This window comes from Agrobacterium sp. BT-220-3, from assembly GCF_025910175.1.
In the GTDB taxonomy this organism is placed as follows: Bacteria; Pseudomonadota; Alphaproteobacteria; order Rhizobiales; family Rhizobiaceae; genus Agrobacterium; species Agrobacterium oryzihabitans.
Genome location: NZ_JAPAIX010000006.1, coordinates 269,041 through 290,147, shown reverse-complemented (window position 1 = coordinate 290,147; position 21,107 = coordinate 269,041). Strand labels below are relative to the sequence as shown.

Sequence of the window (21,107 nt, the reverse complement as noted above, 5' to 3'; positions counted from 1 at the left end):
GATGCAGTCGCGATAAATCCAATAGGGATTTACGCCGGTAACGCGGGGTGGAGCAGCCCGGTAGCTCGTCAGGCTCATAACCTGAAGGCCGCAGGTTCAAATCCTGCCCCCGCAACCAATGAGACCGACACTCCCGTAGCCATTGCTGCGGGTTTTTTTGTTTATGTCGATCCTCCAGAAGCGCAAAACTCACGATCACTGGAAAATCAAGCTTTTGTCTCGCCTGCCATGCGGCGACAGTCTATCCGAAAGCTGCTGCCAGACATTGCCACTATGAGGCTGGCAAGCCAGTACTGGGCCAGTGAGGTGGATGGGTTCTCGATTGAGCATCGAAGTCGCGATTGGTCGCGCATTTTCAGAAACTGTCGCGAGCGACATTTGGACATCCCGAAGCTGAACCGACTGACATCAGCGCCGTGATGGCAAAAATAGAAGAGATAGTGTTGAGCTTTAGAGTGCCTGAAGACAAGCTTCCCGTGATCGGCGTCTATTTCTCTTGCAAGTTCATTGCGTCGCAAGCCAGCGCTCGGCGAAGTGATAGATACTTGAAGCCAAGTTGCAGGAGCCGAGCTTGCCCGGTCACCATTAGTTCGTCATATCAAGCAGCTGAAGAACCCGCTGCGCCATATCTGTGCCTCTGTCATCGGCGCGCCAGGCTAATAGCAATGGAACGGAAAATGTCATCGGTAGTGGGATTTTCGTCACCTTGGGGGAGGTTATTCCCACGCCGGACGGCAATATCGAACAATATCCATGGCTGACAATCAGTTGCACTGCCACCGGTATGCTGTCGATCTCAATCAACTGCACCTTTGACAGCCACGTTGGTCCAAGCAGATGCTCTAGGAAGCTTTCGGCCGTCTGGCGCAGTCCGGAGGCGCGGGAAGGCAGTACTAGAGGGTGCTTGAGGATTGCCTCGCGCATCTGTGACGGCGAATCTGCATCCGTCAGTTCAGGTGCTTCATGCTGCAGGAAACATGAAAGGTGGCTGCGCAGAACCTCACGGCTGAGGAGCCGCGAATTGTTGACTGGCATGTCGACAAGAACTGCATCGTATCGCTGTTGTTCAAGTCCTTCCAGCAGACTGTCTGCAAGTCCGGGCCGCATCAGCAGCGGTGTGTCGAAACGCTGTGCCCAGTTGGCGGCAATTCGCGCCAGAATAATTGCCGACGGGCTGTCCGTCGTTGCAGGAGGAATGCCGCCGAATGACCAATGCCGCAAATGCCGCTTGAAACGCAGGGCGGATGTGGAGTCCAGCGCAGCCCAGATATCGCGTAATTTGTGGACGTGGGGCGATATGCGAAGCCCCTCGGGCGATGCGCGCGAGCCGCTGCGGGTCCGTTCAAAAAGCCGGACGCCCAGATTGTCCTCCAGCATCGCCATCATCCGCGTCAGCTGTGGTTGCCCGATTTGAAGCCTCAATGCGGATTTACGGATCGACCCAGATTCGAGAATGTCCACGAAGCGGAAGAGTGCAATCAGCGACACGCTTCTCTGATAAATATCTTTCGTATGGTCATAGCCGCACGCGCCATGGATTGCGAAGATTTCTTGGGCGGCCTGCGCGAGATAAGGACCAAGTCTCCCGCCTTCCGCCGTCAGGATCAGGCCTTTTGCGCCCTGCACGAAAAGCTTGACGGAGAGGGCGGTTTCCAGGCGGTTGACGGCGTCCGATACGGTTGAAACCGGAATTCCCGTTGTGTTGGACGCAAGGTGGATGCCGCCGAGCCGAACCACCTGGTCACATAAAAGAATCGTCGAAACCTTCACCGCCCACGCCTCGTCTTGGCCTTCCCATTTCGGCATCGTCTGTCCGGATTTTGGGATATACCACTAATTTAATTGTGCCTCATAGTCGAAATATGACAGGAGGACGACATGGCGGATTTCGATACGGTTTTGGCGGGGCGAGTCATTCTGACCGACGGCGAGATTTCTCGAGGTTTCGTGGCCATTCGCGAGGGTAAAACGGCACTCATCGGAGAAGGCCCCGCGCCGGCTGGACGAGAAAATCATGATTTCGGCACCGGCCTTATATTACCTGGCGCCATAGACGCACAGGTGCATTCGCTGTCGCAGAAGGGGGCCGAGGGTTTTGCGGCCTCGACCCGCGCGGCGGCGGCGGGCGGCGTCACGACAATCGTGGACATGCCCTATGACGAGGGAAATCTCGTGTGTTCTGCCGAGGCCGTCAGGCGCAAGGTCGCGATGATCGACGCGGAGGCGCGCATCGACGTTGCGCTTTATGGCACCGTCGATCCGCAAGAGGGGGCTGCCCGCATTGCCGAACAGGCGGCGGCGGGAGTTTGTGCCTACAAGTTCTCGACCTTCGGCACTGATCCCCAGCGCTTTCCGCGTATCCCACCCGCGCTGCTTCGCGCCTGTTTCGCCGAGATTGCAAAGACCGGGCTCGCCGCTGGCGTGCACAATGAGGACGACGCCTATGTCCGCGCCGCGATTTCCGAGGTGGAGGCATCCGGTATAACCGACTGGCGTGCGCACGGCCTGTCACGTCCCGAACTGGCCGAGACGCTGGCGATGCTGCAGATTTACGAAACCGGCGCCGAGACAGATTGTCCGGCGCATGTCGTCCATTGCTCCGTCAGCCGCGGTTACGAAATCGCCGAGATGTATCGCAGGAACGGCCGGTATTCCTCTATCGAATGCTGCATTCACTACCTTGTTCTGGATGAGGAGAACGATGTTGCGCGGCTTGGCGGCAAGGCCAAGATCAACCCGCCGATACGCGCCCGCAAAGAAGTGGAGGCGATCTGGCGCCATCTGGCGGAAGGGCGGGTGTCGATGGTGTCTACCGATCATGTGAGCTGGAGCGAGGACCGCAAGACCAATCCCGATATGCTGAAAAATGCCTCTGGCGTCCCGGGGCTGGAGGTGATGGTGCCGCTCTTCGTCAAGGGCGCGATCGCACGCGGTGTGCCGCTGGTGTGGGCGGCCCGGCTGATGGCCGAAAATCCGGCCCGGCATTTTCGTCTGGATCACCAGAAAGGCGGGTTGCAGGTCGGGCGTGACGCCGACGTCATGGTGCTCGTCGATCGGCCCATGGTGTATGACGCAGCCACCAGTCCTCACTCCATCGCGGGGTGGTCGCCTTATCACGGCATGGAACTGCCCTGGACGGTCGCAGCCACCTGGCGGCGAGGCGAGATGGTCTTTGACGGTGAAAACGTGCTGGCTGCGCCGGGAACCGGTGTTTTTGTGCGGCCGCCCGAAACACTTGGACTGCGGAAGGTGCTGTTGTGATGCGCCGCAATCTCGATGCGTCAATAAAGGACATAGAAGCGGATCTCGATGCACTGGCGCAGATTACCGATCCGGAACGCCCCTGGACCCGTCGCGCCTTCTCGCCCCGTTTTGATGAAGGGCGCGACTATCTTCGGCGACGTTTCCTGGGTGAAGGATTGAATGTCTCGACGGATGCGGGCGGGAACCTGATCGGCCGCCGCGAGGGCACCGAGCCGCAGGCCGGGACGATCATGCTGGGTTCGCATTCCGACACCGTGCCGGACGGCGGACGTTTTGATGGTGTTGCCGGTGTCGTCGTTGCATTGGAGGTCTCACGCATTCTCTCCCGGCGTGGTGTTACCTTGCGGCACAACCTGGCCGTCGTCGATTTTCTTGCTGAAGAAGTCTCCATTTTCGGGGTTTCCTGCATCGGTTCGCGAGCGATGGCGGGCGTTCTGCCGCAGGACTGGCTGAGGCGTATCAGTGACGGTCGCGATCTGGCGACGGCCATACGTGACGTGGGCGGCAAGCCGGAAAGTCTTGAAGGTCCGCTATTTGATGACCTGAAGGCCTTTCTGGAACTACACATCGAGCAGGGGCCGGTTCTCGAACGGGAAAAGATTGCGCTTGGGGTGGTGACGACCATTGTCGGCATCAATCGCGTCGAGATCGAGGTTATGGGTCGTCCCGATCATGCCGGTACGACTCCGATGGGGTTGCGCGCGGATGCCCTCGTTGCTGCGGCGCGGATCGTGAGTGAGATCGAGCGGTACGCGACGGAGCTTTCCGGTGGTCCCGGGCATTTCACCGCAACTGTGGGCGAGTTCGAAATCTCCCCCAACGCCGCCAATGTGGTGCCGGGCCGGGTCCGCATGCTGGTTGATATCCGCGCCGAGCGGGCCGAGGACAAGGAAGCATTCGTATCCTGGCTGACCGGACTTGACGGGGACGGTGAAAACGCGATCGAGGCGCGGTTGATTTCCGCCAATCCCGGCGTGCAGATGGATGATGGATTGCAGGAGACGCTGGCAAAGGCCGCCGACGGGCTGGACACGCCCTATCGAAAGATGGTGTCGGGCGCGGGTCATGACGCGGCATTCATGGCACGGCTATGTCCTTCGGCGATGCTCTTCGTCCCTTGCCGCGACGGTCGTTCCCATTGCCCGGAAGAGTGGGCGGATGCGGCCGATCTCGCTTTGGCGGCTGAAGTTCTGGCGAACACGATTATGGAATTGGACAGAAAAAGGGAGGGCTGAAAGTGGCCAGAATTCTGACGGAGAAAGATGTGGAACCCGCGGTGCGGGGAGGCGCGGTCTATGCGGCTGGCGGTGGCGGCTGGGTCCACCACGGACGGAAGCTGGGCTATGCCGCGGTGAACGCCGGTGCGCCTGAACTCGTCTCGATCGACGAATTGAACGAAGATGACTGGGTGGCGACGGCAGCCGCCATCGGCGCGCCGGCCTCCACGACGCCCTGGGAAATGCGGGGCGTGGATTATGTCAAGGCCGTGCAGCTTTTGCAGGACGCGCTTGGTGCGAAGGTCGCGGCCCTGATGATCGGGCAGAACGGCAAGTCCTCGACCCTCAACGCATGGCTGCCTTCGGCCATTCTCGGCTGCAAGGTGCTGGACGCGGTGGGTGATATGCGTGCCCATCCGACCGGCGACATGGGGGCAATCGGCATGGCCGGTAAACCGGACCAGTCGATCCAGACGGCCGTCGGCGGAAATCGCGATCAGAACCGCTATATCGAACTCGTAACGCGCGGCGCAACTGGCCGCATTTCTCCCATCCTGCGCACGGCCTCCGACATGTCGGGTGGTTTCATCGCCTCGGCTCGCAATCCGGTTCGCGCCGGCTACGTTGCGAAGAATGCGGCGCTCGGCGGAATTTCCAAGGCGCTGGAGCTTGGTCACGCAATCCTCGCCGCCGAACCTCGAGGGCATGCGGCCGTTCTCGACGCGATCCTTTCGACCACGGGCGGCAGGATCATGATTGAAGGAGAGATCACGGCGAAGGATGTCGTTTATACGAATGAGGCTTTCGACGTCGGTACGGTCACCATCGGCAGGGGCGATGCGGCGCTGACCCTGCATGTGATGAACGAATACATGGCGGTCGATGCGGTCGATGGCCGTCGTCTCGCAACCTTTCCGGACGTCATCACCACATTGTCGCAGGAGATCGAACCGCTGTCTGTCGGTGAGCTGAAGGTCGGCATGAAGATCCACCTGCTGCATGTCCCGAAGACCCTCATTCCGATCGGCGCGGGTCTGATGGACCCGGCGATCTATGTCCACCCCGAAAAGGTCATGGGTATCAACCTGACCAACTACGCATTGGAGGCCTGAGATGCCGAGAGAGAATCCCCGCAATCCCGGCTTCCCGATCCCTTCAGGCCCAGAGCTTCGAGCGAAGGGCTGGCGGCAGGAAGCCCTGCTGCGCCTCATGGAAAACGTGTTGGCTGTGGGTGAAGACCCGGAAAACCTCGTTGTCTATGCCGCGCTCGGGAAGGCGGCGCGCAACAAGGCCGCATATGATGCCATCGTACGCGCATTGACCACCATGGATGAGGATCAGACGCTTGTCATCCAGTCGGGAAAGCCGGTCGGCTTGATGAAGACTTCGACCGAGGCCCCGATGGTCATCATGGCCAATTGCAACATGGTCGGCCAATGGGCCAAGGCCGAGAATTTTTATGCTCTCGAACGCAAGGGCCTTATATGCTGGGGCGGCCTGACTGCGGGGGCATGGCAATATATCGGCTCGCAGGGCGTCATTCAGGGCACCTATGAAATCTTCATGCGCATTGCCGAACGCCGCTTCGGCGGCACGCTGAACGGGCGTTTCGTATTGACCGCAGGCCTTGGCGGCATGGGAGGCGCACAGCCGCTTGCCGGCCGCATGGCGGGCGCGGCCATCCTGTGCGTGGAGATCAATTCGGAACGGGCCCGCACCCGCAAGGATATCGGCTATCTGGACGAGATTGCCGATGATCTCGATAGTGCACTCGCACGGATTGAAGAGGCCCGTTCGAAGGGTGAGGCGCTGTCCGTCGGACTTGTCGGCAATGCAGCGGAAATCTATCCCGAAATAGCCGCGCGGGGGATCATTCCGGATATCGTGACGGACCAGACCTCCGCCCACGATCTCGTTTATGGCTATATTCCAATCGGCTATGACCTGGACCGGGTGCGCCGCCTGCGAAGCCAGAACCCGGATGAGCTGATCGAGGCCGGCAGGGCGTCGATTGCCAAACAGGTAACAGCCATGCTGGAATTCCAGCGGGCCGGCTCGGAGGTTTTCGACAATGGCAATCTGATCCGCACGCAGGCGCAGGCCGGTGGCGTTGCGGACGCCTTCGACATTCCGGTCTTCACCGAAGCCTATCTGCGCCCGCTGTTCTGCCGGGCGATTGGTCCCTTCCGCTGGATGGCCCTCTCGGGCGAGGCCTCGGACATTGCGCGGATAGACGAGCTGGTGCTGGAGATGTTTCCGGACAACAAGATCGTTACCAACTGGATTTCGCTGGCGCGCAAGTACGTTCCGTTCGAGGGGCTGCCGGCGCGCATCGCCTGGCTCGGCCATGGCGAACGAAGCGCACTCGCACGGCGGGTCAACGCTCTGGTCGCTTCGGGCGAATTGAAGGGGCCGGTCGCCTTCTCTCGCGATCACCTCGATTCAGCGGGCATGGCGCATCCGAACATCATGACGGAGAACATGCTCGACGGTTCGGACGCCATCGCCGACTGGCCGCTTCTCGATGCGATGTTGCTCTGCGCTTCGCGTGCCGACCTCGTCGCGCTTCATTCCGGCGGCGGGGGATATGCGGGCTTCATGACCTCGGCAGGGGTCACGATCGTCGCTGACGGCACCAACGCGGCCGACGACCGGCTTTCGCAATCACTCGACAATGATACCGGGCTCGGCGTCATCCGTTACGCGGATGCGGGCTATGCCGAGGCACAGGATGAAATTGCCAGCAAGGGCATAAATCACGTGCAGATCTGACAGGTCAAAGCGAGGAGACGTCATCAATCGCCACGAAGGGCGGAAAATTACGATTACCAATCAACACCGCCTGCCGGCACCGGCAGGCCAAGAGGGGACAATAATGGAAAAAACATATCAAAATTTGTCAGTGACACCGGCCAGACGGTCATCACCGGAGCGCGCCGTTGCCGCGGCATCGATAGGCAACGCCCTGGAATGGTATGACTTCACCGTCTATGCGCTGTTTGCAATCTACATCGCCCATAATTTCTTTCCCGGCGGCGATCATACGGTCGAACTCGTGAAAGCCTTTCTCGCCTTTGGGCTAGGCTTCGTGATCCGCCCCCTGGGAGCCATCGTGATCGGGGTCTATGGCGACAAGGCTGGCCGAAAGGCCGCACTGTTCCTGACCATCATGATCATGGCGGCGGGCACCCTGCTGATCGCGGTGGCGCCGACCTATGCCGCGATTGGTGTGGGAGCGCCGCTCATGATCCTTGCCGGACGAGTCCTTCAGGGCTTCTCCGCGGGTGGAGAAATCGGCGGAGCAGCCGCCTTTCTTGTCGAACATGCGCCCGCCGACAAAAAAGGCAAATATGCTTCCTGGCTGCAGGCGAGCATGGCGATTTCCAACATCATGGGTGCACTCGTCGCCTTTGCGGTTACCTCGCTTCTGACGGAGCAGGAGATCGGAGACTGGGGCTGGCGGATTCCGTTCTTCATTGGCGTATTGATCGCGCCGGTGGGTCTTTGGTTGCGCAAGACGCTGGACGAAACGCCGGCTTTTCAGGCTGAACAGGCAAGTCTGGAGAACCAGTCCGCCAAAACACCCCTGAAGCTCGTCTTCTCGGACTATTTCGGCCATCTGATCAAAGGCTTCGCTTTCTCGATCCTGTGGGCGGTTTGTGTTTATGTGCTGATCATCTACATGCCGATTTTCGTTCAGCGTGCTTTCGGTTTCAGCCCTTCGGAGGCGTTTACGGCATCGCTGATTGGTAACGTCTTCCTTGCCGTCGGTTGCGTCAGCGCCGGTAGCATTTCGGACAGGATCGGTCGACGCTTGATGCTCGCCATTGCCGCCGGCGCAATGCTGGTCGCTGTCTATCCCCTGATCTGGTGGCTGCAATCTTCGCCGACGCTGACGACGCTCATCATCGTGCAAAGCCTCTTCTGCATCATGGTCTCGGGATATGTCGGGGTTGCACCCGCAACCCTGTCCGAGGTTTTCCCGACGAATATCCGCACCACCGGTATGTCATTGGCCTACAATGCCGCCGTGACGATCTTCGGAGGATTTGCTCCGGCGACGCTGACTTGGCTTGGCAGCACTGGCATCGGTTATCACGCGCCCGGATTTTACGTCATGGCCGCGGCGTTCATATCGCTGATAGCGGTTCTGATCCTGCCGAAGCCGTATTCCACGAACTAAAGGAGATGGGCCGCTCAAGGCCCAGCTCCCCCAATTGCTCCACCCGTCATGTCTGGAAGTTTCCAGTCGAAGCGAAGCCGTTTCGACGCCGGACAGTGCTGCAAACATGACGGCATAATAATAACCAACTCAAGGGAACATCATGTCTGTTAAAAACGGGACTATTCATCGCTTCTCCATTGTCACAGCCTTTGCGATCATCGGGTTTGCTGCTTCAAACGCACGGGCGGAACATTGGCCCATCGACGGTCAAAACCTGACCGTGGAACAGGTCGTCGGCCTGGCGCGGGACGGCAACGCCAAAATTACTCTCACCGAGAGCGCGGGCAAACGGATCGCCGAAGGCTTCGATCTGGTGATGGAGGCCGCCCTGCAAGGTAAGGCGGTCTATGGCCTCACGGTCGGCGTTGGCTGGAACAAGGATCGCCCAGTTTTCGCGATGAAGGACGGCAAGCGCGTGCTGGACGACGATCTGCTGAAACTGTCACGCGCTTTCAATTCGACATCCCTGCGCGCGCATGGCGCAGGCGTGGGCGAGTCGATGGCGGTCGAGGCCGTGAGAGCGGGCATGGTGATCCGTCTAAACCAGATTGCAACCGGCCGAACCGGCGTTCAGAGCGCTGTCGCGGAAATGTATCGACAGTTTCTGGAGCAGGGGATCACCCCGGTGGTTCCTTCACGCGGTTCTGTGGGCGAGGCGGATATCACCCTTGCCTCCCATATAGGTCTGGCGATGGTCGGCGAGGGGGAGGTCTTCATGAAAGGCAACCGCATTCCCGCAGCACGCGCCCTGGCTGAGGCCGGCATCGCTCCGCTCGAACCGGTTGGCAAGGATTTCCTTTCGATCCTCAGCACGAATGCGCTGACCGCCGGACAGGCTGCCCTGCTGGCGCACGATACGGCGGGTTATCTCGAGAAGGAAGCGGTCGTCTTTGGTTTGGCACTGGAAGGTTTTAACGGCAATGTCGCCCCTTTCCTCGCGGCGACGAACGAACTGCGCCCCTTTGCCGAAAACACATCCGGGGCACTGATGGTTCGCTCTGCCCTTGACGGCAGCTATCTCTGGTCGCCCGCGAAGGATCGGGCACTGCAGGACCCGCTGTCTTATCGAACCATGGCCTATGTGCTTGGCGGAGCCGAAATTGCAACGCAGGATCTGACCAGGGCGCTGGAAATCCAGATCAATCACAGTGATGACAATCCGGGCGTCGTTGCGGGAGCCTCGGACGACAAGGCTTCCGGACAGGTCTCGCAGTATTTTATCGAGGGCGAAGTATCGGGAGCGATCTATCCGAGTGCGGGTTTTGAGATGTTGCCGGTGGCCTCGAGGGTTGAAACACTGAACACGGCGCTGGTGCGTCTGTCACAGGCCATTACGATGCAGACGATCCGCTTCGAAAACCCGGATTTGACGCATCTTTCGCGGTTCCTTGCTGCTGAAACCAATCAAGGACATGCGTTTGGCGCGATCCAGAAACCACTCGTCGCGCTTCTGGCCGAAAACCAGCAGATCGGCGCGCAGGCTCCCGTCGGCTCGATTGCGATGGCAGGAAATATCGAGGATCTGGACAGCCACGCACCGCTTTCGGTCGCCAATCTCAGTCGAATTCTGGATAACCTCTACTGGATGTCCTCGATCCAGTTGCTGCATGCTGCGCAAGCCGTTGATCTGCGCAAGCCCGGGCAGTTGGGGGCGGGAACAAAAGCGCTGTTTGAAGACTATCGCCGCAATGTGCCCTTTGTGGCGGTGGACCGTATATATAGCAATGATTTCAGTACGGGTTATCGCTTTCTCAAGGCCCGTTGAGCGGTTGTTATATTGGTGTTGACCAGATGAGAGGACCGATGTCTTCGGTTCCGTTTCGCAAAGCAAAGACTTTATGCTTGCGGCAAGGACCGAAGACCTCGGCTATCCCCATTCGTCAGGAACGCTGTACGGGATGCGTGCTTCCGGTTCCTCTCGTCGGTATCGGACTATAATCTATCGTGCCACCTCTGCCGAAAACGCGGATTTAATCAGTGTTTTGGTATATTCAGCCGTCGGCCTGTCGAATATCGCGTCCGTTTCTCCCTCCTCCACGATCTTCCCGTTTTTCATGACGATGACGTAATCCGAAATGGCCTTGATCACGGAAAGGTCGTGGCTGATGAAGATGTAGGAAAGGCCATGTGTCTTCTGCAAACCACGCAGCAGGTCGATAACTTGTCCCTGAACGGATCGGTCCAGCGCAGATGTGGGTTCGTCGAGAATGACGACATCAGGTTTGAGGATGATCGCGCGGGCAATTGCGATACGCTGACGTTGTCCGCCTGAAAACTCATGCGGGTAGCGATTGCGGGCGGCGGGATCGAGACCGACTTCTTTCAGAGCGGCGATTGCCCGCTCATCTCGCTCTGCGCGGCTGAGCTGCGGCTCGTGCACAAAAAGGCCCTCGGTGATGATCTCTCCAACAGTCTGTCTTGGCGAAAGAGATCCATAGGGATCCTGAAACACAAGCTGCAGCTGCCGCCGCAATGGCCTCATTGCCTTTCGGTCAAGTCCGGTGATTTCCGTCTTGCCGAAGAAAATCCGGCCTTTTGACGGTGCAAGACGAAGAAGTGCACGACCGAGCGTAGACTTGCCCGATCCGGATTCCCCGACGATGCCGATGGTCTGCCCTTGATGAAGGCTGACATTGACGCCGTCCACGGCGCGAAACTCCCGCGACTTCGACAGGAAGCCGCCAGGAATCACATAATCAATCGTCACGTTCTGGCCGGCGAGAACGACCGGCGCTCCTTCACCGACAGGCGGCTTGTGTCCGCTGGGCTCGGCATCGAGAAGCATCTTGGTATAGTCCGCCTGCGGGCGCTCGAAGATATCTTCCGTTGTACCGGCTTCAACGATCTCGCCACGGCGCATGACCGCAACACGATCAGCAAAATGTCTGACCACACCCAGATCGTGCGTGATCAGCACCACGGCCATGCCGAAGCGCTGCTGCAACGACTTCAGAAGATCGAGAATCTGCGCCTGGATTGTCACGTCGAGCGCAGTGGTTGGTTCATCCGCGATCAGAATATCCGGCTCGTTTGCCAGCGCCATGGCGATCATGACGCGCTGGCGCTGCCCGCCGGAAAGCTCGTGCGGATAGCTGTCGATGCGCCGCTCCGGCTCCGGAATCCCCACGAGCTTCAGAAGTTCGAGAACGCGTGCCCGCGCTTCCTTCTTGCTACCGCCCCGGTGGTGGACGATGGGTTCCGCGATCTGCGCGCCGATCCTGTAAAGCGGATCGAGCGAGGTCATCGGCTCCTGGAAAATCATGGTGATTTTCGCGCCACGGATATTGTTCAGCTCGTTGACCGGCAGGTTTATCAACTCGCGTCCACGATATTTGGCAGAACCCTGGATGATGCCGTTGGAGGATAGCAGTCCCATGATGCCCATCATGGTCTGGCTTTTGCCGGATCCGGATTCTCCGACAACGGCAAGCGTTTCCCCCTGTTTGACATCGAGATCGATGCCTTTGACGGCGTTTACCGTGCCGTCCGGCGTCGTGAAATCGACCTTGAGATTACGGACGGTGAGAATGGTTTCAGATGTCGTATTCATGTCAACGATCCTTGGGATCGAGTGCATCACGCAACCCGTCGCCCACAAAATTGAGCGAAAACAGGGTCAGCACGAAGAAGATTGCCGGAAATATCAATAGCCACGGGGCTGATTGGATATTGTTCGCGCCTTCGGAAATCAGCGCTCCCCAGCTCGTCAGTGGTGCCTGCACGCCAAGCCCGAGGAAGGAGAGGAAACTTTCCAGAAGAATGACTTTGGGTACGACAACCGTGACGAACACGACGACCGGCCCGATCGTATTCGGAATGATGTGGCGGCGGATGATCTGCCAGTCGGTCAGGCCCAAAGCCTGGGCCGCACCCACGAATTCCCGCCGTTTCAGGGCAAGCGTCTGGCCACGCACGATGCGGGCCATATCCAGCCACTCCACCGCACCGATGACCAGGAAGATCAGGATGAAGCTGCGCCCGAAAAAGACCACCAGAACGACGACCAGGAAGACGAAGGGGAGCGAATAGAGGATCTCGACGAAACGCATCATCACATTGTCGACGCGCCCACCGATGTAGCCCGCCGTTGCACCGTAAAGAACGCCGATGCCGAGCGAAACGAGACTGGCGAGAACGCCGACGGCGATGGAGATCTGACCGCCCAGCATGACGCGAGCCAGCATATCGCGACCGTTGGAATCCGTGCCGAAGAAGAAGTATTCGCGATTGACATCGCCTTCCAGCTTCAGCGTTCGACCATCATCTTCCGTTGCAACGACCTTCGTGTTTTCGAATTCGTTGGCGCGGTCGAAATACCGTGTCGTGCGCGGGTCGATCGGGCCGCTGGATGTGACGGTTGCCGTGAAGGTCTGGCCTTCGACGGAAAACTCCTTCAGCTCCACACGGGCGCGGCCCGCCACACCTTCCATGACGCTCTGGAGGTTGTTGACGTCCGGCCGCGGCTCGAGGCTTGGTGCGACGGAGACATAGGACGAAAACACCTGATCATAGGTGTGTGAAAGGAAATGCGGGCCGATAAACGAGAAAAGCGTGATCAGCACGAGCATGATGGAGCCAGCCATGGCGGCTTTGTTTCGTCTGAAACGCATGGCGGCAAGCTGGAACAGGCTTCGGCTTTTCACCGATGGTTGAGGGGCGATATTGCCGGAGATATCAGTCATGTCTGACCCTCGGATCGAGCAGGCCGTAGAGAATATCGACCACGAGATTGAACAGGATGACAAAAATGGCGATGAGAACGACCGTTCCCATGACCAGCGTGTAGTCACGATTGATGGCGCCAAGAACGAAGTAGCGACCGACACCCGGGATAGTGAAGATCGTCTCGATGACCGCCGAACCCGTCAACAGAGCTGCGGCACAAGGCGCGAGATAGGAAACGACCGGCAGCATTGCCGCGCGCATGGCGTGAAACACCACCACGCTTCGGGCTGGAAGGCCATAAGCCCTGGCGGTGCGAATATGGTCCATCCGCAGGGCCTCGATCATTGCGCCGCGTGTCAGGCGCGCGATGACGGCGAGCTGTGGCAAAGCGAGCGCGATCATCGGAAGAATGAGATATCGCAGCGATCCATCACCCCAGCTGCCGGCGGGCAGAAGCCCGAGCAACACGGCGAAGATCAGCGTGAGAACAGGCGCGACAACGAAGTTCGGCACGGTGATGCCAACGGTCGAGATGGACATGATCGAGAAATCGAAGGCGCTATTCTGCCTGAGTGCGGCAAAGGTGCCGGCAAGAACGCCGCCAACCAGCGCCAGCAGAAGAGCATAACAACCGAGCTCCAGCGAATAAGGCAGACCCTTGCCGATCAATTGCGCGACGGTGTTGTCCTTGTAGATGTAGCTAGGACCGAAATCGCCGGTGACGGCATTGCCGAGATAGATGAGATACTGGCGCCATAATGGCTCATCCAGATGATAGGTTCTCATCAGGTTTTCCATGGTCTGCGGCGGCAGGGGACGTTCGAGGTTGAACGGACCGCCCGGTGCAAAACGCATCAGGAAAAACGAAATCGTGACGACGATAAACAACGTCGGCACGGCGCTCGCCAAACGGCGCAGGATAAACGAGATCATGATTTTTCAGGCTCCCCGCATGGCACGGTGGTGTCAGCCACCGTGCCAGCACTGCTTATTCGGAAACGCTCAGGAAGCGGCTGAGGTGTTCGTTAGCAGCATTGTCTTCCCAACCCTTCACGCGGTTGGAAACCAGCCACAGGTCTGCCTGCGTCAGAAGCGGAGCGACCGGCTGTTCTTTCATGAGGATGGTTTCTGCCTCATGCAGCAGCTTGGAGCGAGCTGCCGGATCCTTTTCGTCATATGACTTCTGCATCAGCGCGTCATATTCGGCATTGTTGAACTTCGAATAGTTGAAGGTCTTATTGGAGGATATGGAAAGGGCGAGGAAGTTTTCCGCATCCGCATAGTCGGCAACCCACCCGGCACGCGCCACGTTGAACTTGCCGCCTTCCTGGAGATAGCCATAGTGCGAGGCGACGTCGAGGTTCACCAGCGATACCTTCGCGCCAAAGGTGTTCTTCCACATATCCGCGATAGCCGTTGCGACGCGTTCGTGGTTCGGGTTGGTGTTGTAGCGGATTTCGATGGAAAGCGGCTTGCCGCCCTCACCGTAACCGGCTTCCTTCATCAGCTTGAGGGCCTCGTCTTCACGATCAAGCTGTGACAGCGTGGCAAAATCGGCTTTTGCGGGTTCACCGTAGGAGTCCATGCCCGGGGGAACCATGGAATAGGCGGGAACCTGCGAACCGCTGTAGATTTCCTTGGCAAGGAAATCGCGGTCGACTGCCATGGACAGGGCCTGGCGGACACGGACATCGTCATACGGCGCTTCGCGTGTGTCGAAGGTGTAATAATAGGTCGCAAGCGTCGGCGAAACGTGAACCTGTTCGCCATAGGAGTTGCGCAGACGGTCGATCTGGTCCGCGGAAAAATTATACGCGAGGTCCATTTCCTTGGCTTCGAAACGACGGACGGATGCGGCCTGATCATCGATCGGGTAGAAAATCACCTTGTCGATCTTGGTGTTCGATGCGTCCCAGAAGCTGGTGTTCTTGACGACCGTCAAGCTGTCATTGGGAACATGCGCTTCGAGCTTGTAAGCACCGTTCGAGACCATGACGCCCGGTTTTACGAAGTCGGTGCCGTTCTTTTCGTAACTTGCCTTCGAAATTGGCAGAGCCGCCTGGTGAGCGAGGAGCTCAACGAAGAAAGGTGTCGGGCGCTCAAGCGTGATCTCAAGGGTCTTGTCATCCACCGCCTTGACGCCAAGCTGGTCAACCGGCGTTTCGCCCTTGTTGATCTTTTCGGCGTTCTTGATCGGGTAGAGAATATTCGCATATTTGGCTGCGGTCTTCGGGTCTTCGACGCGCTGGTAGGAGAAAACAAAATCTCCAGCCGTTACCGGCGTGCCATCCGACCACTTTGCATCCGCACGCAGTTTGAACGTGTAAACGGTGCCATCCTCAGAAAGCGTCCAGCTTTCTGCCGTCCCGGGAATGATCTTGCCGGCGGCATCGTAAATGGTGAGACCTTCATAAAGGTCTTTCAGGATAAAAGCTTCGATGTTGATGGAGGTCTGCGCCTGATCGAGCGTCTGCGGTTCCCCGGCATTGCCACGATGCAGAACTGTTTCTGCAAATGCGGAACTGGCGCCAATCAGAAGCGATCCCACCAGCAGGGTGGCGCGAGTTGTTGCTGTTATCGACATTGTTTTCTCTCCCCGTGAGTATTTTGAGTCCACAAACAAGGCCAAATTGCTCCGAAGTGCAACCACAATAAATTGTGAGCTCATGCGCAACCATGACTTTCAGTTTGGCGGACGTGCCCGGCATCCCAAGCTTGAGTCGGCGGTTCCGGGGAAGTGCGGTTGCGGACGGGGAGACGGGCGCAATCGGCTCGTTCCAGACGATCATGATTGATCTCAATCAGTTAATTCGCAATCACCGTGCCCGCTCTGATCCGATCTGTCGTGCTTACAAAGGGAAGCCGCTTGCGTCGTGGCCATCCGTTCTGACCATCGCTGGCTATTGCCGATAGTGTCAAAAAACTCGTGGATTGACAGCCGATACCCCTGTTTCGGTCCTGCGCCATGCGCCCTTTACCGAAGTGTAAGTTCCGGCCGAGACCGTCGTAAGCTGGGGCGCTCATATTCCCGCCAGGTGCACCATTCCGGTTCGCCCGATTGGAGTAGATCATGACCAGATACAAATCCCTCGTCACGGCAATGGCTGCCATCATCGCCGTAGGTACCTTCGCGCCATTGACCGTCCTTCCTGCCGCGATGGCTGCTGAACACCAGAACGGGGCGGATGATTCCGCCGAATTTGCCAAGTTGAATGGCGCGAAACTTAACCTTGCGGACGCCATCGGCGCGGCCGAAAAGTCCATTGGTGGCAAGGCGGTCAACGCCGCACTCGACAACGAACAGGCTGATGCCGTTTTTGAAGTCGAACTGATGACGGCCGATGGATCGAAGAGCGTTTCGGTCGATGCGATGACTGGCAAGGTCAATCCGGTCGCGGATGATGCCAAGGGCGAGAACGGCGGCGAAAACGACGTTGAATAGTCGCCGGTGATATGACGGTATTCCACCTGAATTCAAAAAAGCCTCCGCAAGAAATTGCGGAGGCCTTTTGTTGGGCGGCGTGCACCGTTCCCGGCCATGCACCGGTCATGGAAAAGGCCTCCTCGGTATTTCCGGGAAGGCCTTCCAAAAGTGTCGTCGCGGTTGAACGTAATGGCAGCGTACCAATCGTCGTTAATTTTGCTCACCCTGCAACGCCACCGGGCTCGGGGTCGGCTTGAGCGTCAGGTAGCAGACCAGAGCGATGATGACGGCGAGGAAGATGAAGCTGGTCACGATGGTGCCGAAACCGAGGCCGCCATAATCGACTGGCTGCGACAACAGGTCGCCGAAGGATGCGCCGAGCGGGCGGGTGAAGATATAGGCCAGCCAGAACGCCAGGATCGCATCCATCTTCAGGAAGTAATAGGCCGCCGCGATCGCGGCGATGACGGCCCCGAACAGGATACCGGTCGTCAGGTAGCCAAGTGCGAAAACCTCGGCCACAAGGTCGCCGGCGGCCGTTCCGAGCGCGAAGGTGAAAAGGATGGCGAGCCAGTAGAATCCTTCCCGGCGTGCCGTGAAGATTGAGTGGATCGACAGCGTCTTTTCCGCCCCGTACCAGATGGCAAAGGTTGCGGCCAGGGCCAGCGTGAAGCCGATCGCGGTGGTTTCCAGTGCGACGCCGAAATTATCGACGAGGTTGTCCGTCACAAGCGTGCCGACAATGCTGATCAGAACCACCGCCGTCCAATAGACGCCCGGCACATAACGTTTCTGCGCAAACTGGAACCGGAGCGCGACAATGAGGATGGCCGTCATCAAAATGGAGGTGACCGTCAGGCCGAAACCCAGGTTGACCGCCAGATAGTCCGCAGCGGTTTCGCCCATGGTGACGGCCATGAGCTTGATGAGCCAGAATTCCACGGTGACTTCGGGAACCCGGTTTTCCGGAATGGAAGGGGAAGCGGTTTGTGTCATCGTCGTACTCCGATCAAACGTGGACGGGTTACTTGCCCATGACGGTCATGGCTTCTTTCAGGAAGCCGTCGGAACGGGCATCGTCATCGGCGTTGCAGCGTTCGACGGCTTTTGTTTCCAGCTCGTTGACCTTGGCCATGTCAGCTTCGCTCAGCGTTGCTTTTGCCTTGGCTGCACGCATGTCCTTCAGCATTTCCTCGCAGGGGACATTGGCTGCGTGCGCGCTGGAAACGGAAAGCGATACGCCGGCGATGCTGGTGAGGAGCGCAGTGGCGAAAAAGACTTTTTTCATTGGATCTATCCTTAAATGCTGGGCGTGATTGCCCGAATTCGGACCGTCGAGCCGTGACGGACGAACATTCTCTACCGGCGCGCCCATACGCTCGCTTTGCCGTAAGGATACGGTTTCGTAAGGTGAGCACGAACATGCCTCAGCCAACTTCGCAATTCGTGGTCGGAATGCCGCATATGCTTGAGCAGGCGGCCCGTCTGCCGATGGAAAAAGGCGCACCTCCACCGGAACTTACAAATCGGTAATCCCGGTGCGAAGCTGCGGTAAAATCGTGCATTCATGGTTGCCCGGTCGGACGAAAGGTCCGCACTCGAACGGAGACAACGATGAAAAAAAACTCCTAGTCGCCACACTCTTCATGGCGTCCGTCACGATGACAAATTTCATGCCTGCGGCGGTTGCGGCGACGATAGTCAGCGATCTCGGCGATCTGTCCACTTTCAAGACGATCGCCAAGGACACGCTGGCGCTTGTTGCCAAGGGTGATCTCGCCACGGCAAAAAAGCGGATAACGGATTTCGAAACCGCCTGGGATAAGAATGAGCCGACACTCTACCCGATGAACAAGACCGAATGGGGTGTCATCGATGACGCTGCGGATGCGGCAATTCGCTCCCTGCGCCGGAGCAATCCGGATGCGACCGAAGCGGAGCAGGCCGTTACCGGGCTGCTGAACGTGCTCGACGATCCCGTGGCGCACTAGAGGCGGCTGCTTGTCACCCAATGAAGGTTCCGGCCCGCGCAACAGCCTTGGCCGGAGCGGCCGCTCCCCTGTGTCAGAGGGCTGATCCGGTGAAGACCGGCGGCCCGTTTCCTGCTAATGAGACGCCTGACGGAACAAGCGAGATTTCAATGCGTATCCTTCTGATCGAGGATGATCGAAAAACCATCGAGTATATCGTCAGGGGCCTGACGGAGGCGGGGCATGTCTGCGATCCGATTGCTGACGGGCGTGATGGCCTGTTCCAGGCGACCCTTGAAGCCTATGATGTTCTCATCGTCGACCGGATGCTGCCGGGTCTAGACGGTCTTTCAGTCGTCAAGGCAATTCGGGCGGCGCAGGTCAAGACGCCGGTGCTCTTCTTGACCTCCGTCGGCGGCGTCGACGATCGCGTCGAGGGGTTGGAAGCCGGCGGAGACGACTATCTCGTCAAACCCTTCGCCTTTTCCGAACTGCTCGCGCGCGTCAACGCACTTGGCCGCCGCCCGCCGCCCCAGGAGCAGACGACGGTGCTGCGTGTGGCCGATCTCGAGATCGACCTGATCAGGCGGGTGGTGCGCAGGAGCGATCAGACCATCGACCTGCAGCCCCGTGAATTCACGTTGCTCGAAACATTAATGCGCGGCGAGGGCAGGGTGCTCACCCGAACCATGCTTCTGGAACGCGTCTGGGACTTTCATTTCGATCCGAAGACAAGCGTCGTCGAGACGCATATCAGCCGCCTGCGTGCCAAGATCGACAAGCCTTTCACGGTCCAGCTTCTCCATACGATCCGCAATATCGGTTATAGCCTGCATGCACCGCGCTAGGCTGTATCGCAGCACGCCCTTTCGGCTGGCGCTGGCCTTCGGCCTCCTGTTCATCCTCGGCTTCCTGATTTCCGGTCTCATCACCTATCAGTACCTGAAGCGGGAACTGATGGGTGCCTTGGATACATCCGTCACGGAAATGCATGCGGTTACCACATCGAACTATGCACCCAACGACATGGAAGACCTCGTCGCGGCGATCGAAGCCTATGGCAGGCACCCGACGTCGGACGAGCGGGTCTTTTCACTGGTTGATCCCAACGGTCGGCGCATCGCCGGCAACGCCACCGTTCCGCGCCTTCCGGATGGTCTCGCGAGCATTACGGCGAGGGAAATCGGTCTGCCGGATGACACGGTCTTCCGTGTTGTCTCCGGGCCGGTCGGCCAGAACCGCCTGACTGTCGGACGCAGCCTCTCGGAAACCGATGATTTCGAGGATATCGCCCTTTTCAGTTTCGCCTGGGTGGCGGTGCTGACCATTGCCTTTGCCGCGGTGGGTGGGGTCATCCTGGCGAAGCGGGCACAGAGGCGCCTTGACGGTGTGGTCGAGACCATGGTGGATATTTCCAATGGCCGGATGCAGGCGCGCATTCCGTTGAGTGGCAGGCGCGATGACATTGATCTCCTGTCAATCCAGATCAACGACGCGCTGGAGCGCCTCTCTCGGCTGGTGGAGAGCATGCGCCAGGTCAGCGCCGACATCGCTCACGATCTCAAGACGCCGCTCAACCGCCTGAAGATGACGATCCAGGATGCCATGGGCCGCAACGAGCGTCGCGAGCCGATCGAGGATCTTCTCGCCGATGCGCTTGGCGAAAGCGACCAGATCAATGCCACTTTTGAGGCGTTGCTGCGAATTTCACAGATCGAGGCGGGTGGCCGCAAGGTTCGTTTCCGCCCTGTCGATCTTCTCGGCCTGATGAACGACATCGTGGAAATTTATGCCGATGTCGCCGAAGACAATGGCCAGTTCCTAAGTTTTGCCGCACCATCGCCCGGTGTTTGGCTGGTATCCGGCGATCGCGAATTGCTGATGCAGCTCTTCGTCAATCTCATCGAAAATGCGATCAATCATTGCCGGCCGGGTACCCGCATCGACCTTTCGCTTGCGGCCACCGGAAACAGACTGCTCGCGACCGTCCGTGACACTGGGCCGGGTATTCCGGAAGCCGAGCGCGACAAGGTCTTCCGCCGCCTCTACCGGCTCGACAAGAGCCGCTCGACACCCGGAAGCGGCCTCGGCCTCAGCCTCGTCCGCGCCATCGCCGACCTGCATGGCGTAGATATTACGCTGGCCGACAACCAGCCGGGACTGGTGGTCTCGCTTTCGATGGCGCGTGCAGATTCCAAGATCTAGCAAAAGCTACCTTCGAGGGCAGCTTTTCCGTTGTGGGAAGGTCAATGTCTAGCGGTTCGGGGGCGGGTGGCTGACGCAAATGCTGTTTTCAGGATGCGCTGCCCGATTAGCTGGAAAATCCACCCTTCAGGTCCGCA

The 21,107-nt window shown here is 58.7% G+C and carries 17 protein-coding genes and 1 tRNA gene; 11 read left to right on the top strand and 7 right to left on the bottom strand.

Annotation, left to right across the window (positions count from 1 at the left end; translation table 11 throughout):
* The first annotated feature begins 41 nt into the window (after positions 1-41).
* Positions 42-118, top strand: a tRNA-Met gene (locus OK142_RS17670).
* Positions 119-585: 467 nt separating this feature from the next.
* On the opposite strand, the gene OK142_RS17665 is transcribed toward OK142_RS17670, so the two are convergent.
* Positions 586-1,806 carry a LysR family transcriptional regulator gene (locus OK142_RS17665; protein ID WP_498684249.1) on the bottom strand — a complete coding sequence of 407 codons (1,221 nt, stop codon included), beginning with the start codon at positions 1,804-1,806 and terminating at the stop codon, positions 586-588.
* A 72-nt stretch (positions 1,807-1,878) separates the two neighbouring features.
* On the opposite strand from OK142_RS17665, the gene ertD reads away from it, so the two are divergent.
* The 6 genes from ertD (at position 1,879) to OK142_RS17635 (ending at position 10,471) form a co-directional block, all read left to right on the top strand.
* Complete coding sequence (gene ertD / locus OK142_RS17660; protein WP_498684247.1) at positions 1,879-3,261, top strand: hydantoin-5-propionate amidohydrolase; 1,383 nt, start codon at positions 1,879-1,881, stop codon at positions 3,259-3,261.
* Positions 3,261-4,499: a Zn-dependent hydrolase gene (locus OK142_RS17655; RefSeq protein ID WP_498684258.1), complete on the top strand. Its 1,239-nt coding sequence runs from the start codon at positions 3,261-3,263 to the stop codon at positions 4,497-4,499. The genes ertD and OK142_RS17655 overlap by 1 nt, the downstream gene beginning before the upstream one ends.
* Positions 4,500-4,501: 2 nt before the next feature.
* Positions 4,502-5,593, top strand: a complete 1,092-nt coding sequence (gene ertC / locus OK142_RS17650; protein ID WP_498684245.1) for a thiohydantoin desulfurase — start codon at positions 4,502-4,504, stop codon at positions 5,591-5,593.
* A 1-nt stretch (position 5,594) separates the two neighbouring features.
* Positions 5,595-7,253 (top strand): thiourocanate hydratase, encoded by a 1,659-nt coding sequence (ertB, locus tag OK142_RS17645; RefSeq protein WP_498684244.1) that lies wholly within the window; start codon positions 5,595-5,597, stop codon positions 7,251-7,253.
* Positions 7,254-7,383: 130 nt separating this feature from the next.
* Entirely contained in the window at positions 7,384-8,664 is a 1,281-nt protein-coding gene (locus OK142_RS17640; protein ID WP_498684256.1) for an MFS transporter, read from the top strand.
* Between the two features lie 142 nt (positions 8,665-8,806).
* The gene (locus OK142_RS17635; protein ID WP_498684242.1) at positions 8,807-10,471 is read left to right on the top strand and encodes an HAL/PAL/TAL family ammonia-lyase; all 1,665 of its coding nucleotides are present in this window, start codon (positions 8,807-8,809) and stop codon (positions 10,469-10,471) included.
* Positions 10,472-10,645: 174 nt separating this feature from the next.
* Here the strand turns inward: OK142_RS17635 and OK142_RS17630 are convergent, their stop codons facing one another.
* The 4 genes from OK142_RS17630 to OK142_RS17615 are packed head-to-tail and all read right to left on the bottom strand — an operon-like array spanning position 10,646 to position 15,955.
* Complete coding sequence (locus OK142_RS17630; protein WP_498684241.1) at positions 10,646-12,256, bottom strand: ABC transporter ATP-binding protein; 1,611 nt, start codon at positions 12,254-12,256, stop codon at positions 10,646-10,648.
* A gap of 1 nt (position 12,257) precedes the next feature.
* On the bottom strand, positions 12,258-13,388 hold the full coding sequence (locus OK142_RS17625) for an ABC transporter permease (RefSeq protein WP_003498066.1): 1,131 nt from the start codon (positions 13,386-13,388) through the stop codon (positions 12,258-12,260).
* Positions 13,381-14,304 (bottom strand): oligopeptide ABC transporter permease OppB, encoded by a 924-nt coding sequence (gene oppB, locus OK142_RS17620; RefSeq protein WP_003498068.1) that lies wholly within the window; start codon positions 14,302-14,304, stop codon positions 13,381-13,383. Before oppB ends, OK142_RS17625 begins: the two co-directional genes overlap by 8 nt.
* 55 nt (positions 14,305-14,359) lie before the next feature.
* Positions 14,360-15,955 (bottom strand): peptide ABC transporter substrate-binding protein, encoded by a 1,596-nt coding sequence (locus tag OK142_RS17615; RefSeq protein ID WP_498684234.1) that lies wholly within the window; start codon positions 15,953-15,955, stop codon positions 14,360-14,362.
* Between the two features lie 486 nt (positions 15,956-16,441).
* Between OK142_RS17615 and OK142_RS17610 the strand changes: the two genes are divergently transcribed.
* Positions 16,442-16,813 carry a PepSY domain-containing protein gene (locus OK142_RS17610; protein ID WP_082185200.1) on the top strand — a complete coding sequence of 124 codons (372 nt, stop codon included), beginning with the start codon at positions 16,442-16,444 and terminating at the stop codon, positions 16,811-16,813.
* A gap of 192 nt (positions 16,814-17,005) precedes the next feature.
* Here OK142_RS17610 and OK142_RS17605 read toward each other — a convergent pair whose 3' ends face one another.
* A complete protein-coding gene (locus OK142_RS17605) occupies positions 17,006-17,791 on the bottom strand; it encodes a COG4705 family protein (protein ID WP_003498073.1) in 786 nt (261 codons plus the stop codon).
* 28 nt (positions 17,792-17,819) lie between these two features.
* Entirely contained in the window at positions 17,820-18,083 is a 264-nt protein-coding gene (locus OK142_RS17600; protein ID WP_003498075.1) for a hypothetical protein, read from the bottom strand.
* A 373-nt stretch (positions 18,084-18,456) separates the two neighbouring features.
* Between OK142_RS17600 and OK142_RS17595 the strand changes: the two genes are divergently transcribed.
* From OK142_RS17595 to OK142_RS17585, 3 genes are all read left to right on the top strand, one after another.
* Positions 18,457-18,786 carry a hypothetical protein gene (locus tag OK142_RS17595; protein WP_498684232.1) on the top strand — a complete coding sequence of 110 codons (330 nt, stop codon included), beginning with the start codon at positions 18,457-18,459 and terminating at the stop codon, positions 18,784-18,786.
* Positions 18,787-18,935: 149 nt separating this feature from the next.
* Positions 18,936-19,613: a winged helix-turn-helix domain-containing protein gene (locus OK142_RS17590; protein ID WP_313607657.1), complete on the top strand. Its 678-nt coding sequence runs from the start codon at positions 18,936-18,938 to the stop codon at positions 19,611-19,613.
* Positions 19,600-20,970: a sensor histidine kinase gene (locus tag OK142_RS17585; RefSeq protein WP_498684230.1), complete on the top strand. Its 1,371-nt coding sequence runs from the start codon at positions 19,600-19,602 to the stop codon at positions 20,968-20,970. Before OK142_RS17590 ends, OK142_RS17585 begins: the two co-directional genes overlap by 14 nt.
* Positions 20,971-21,107 lie beyond the last annotated feature (137 nt).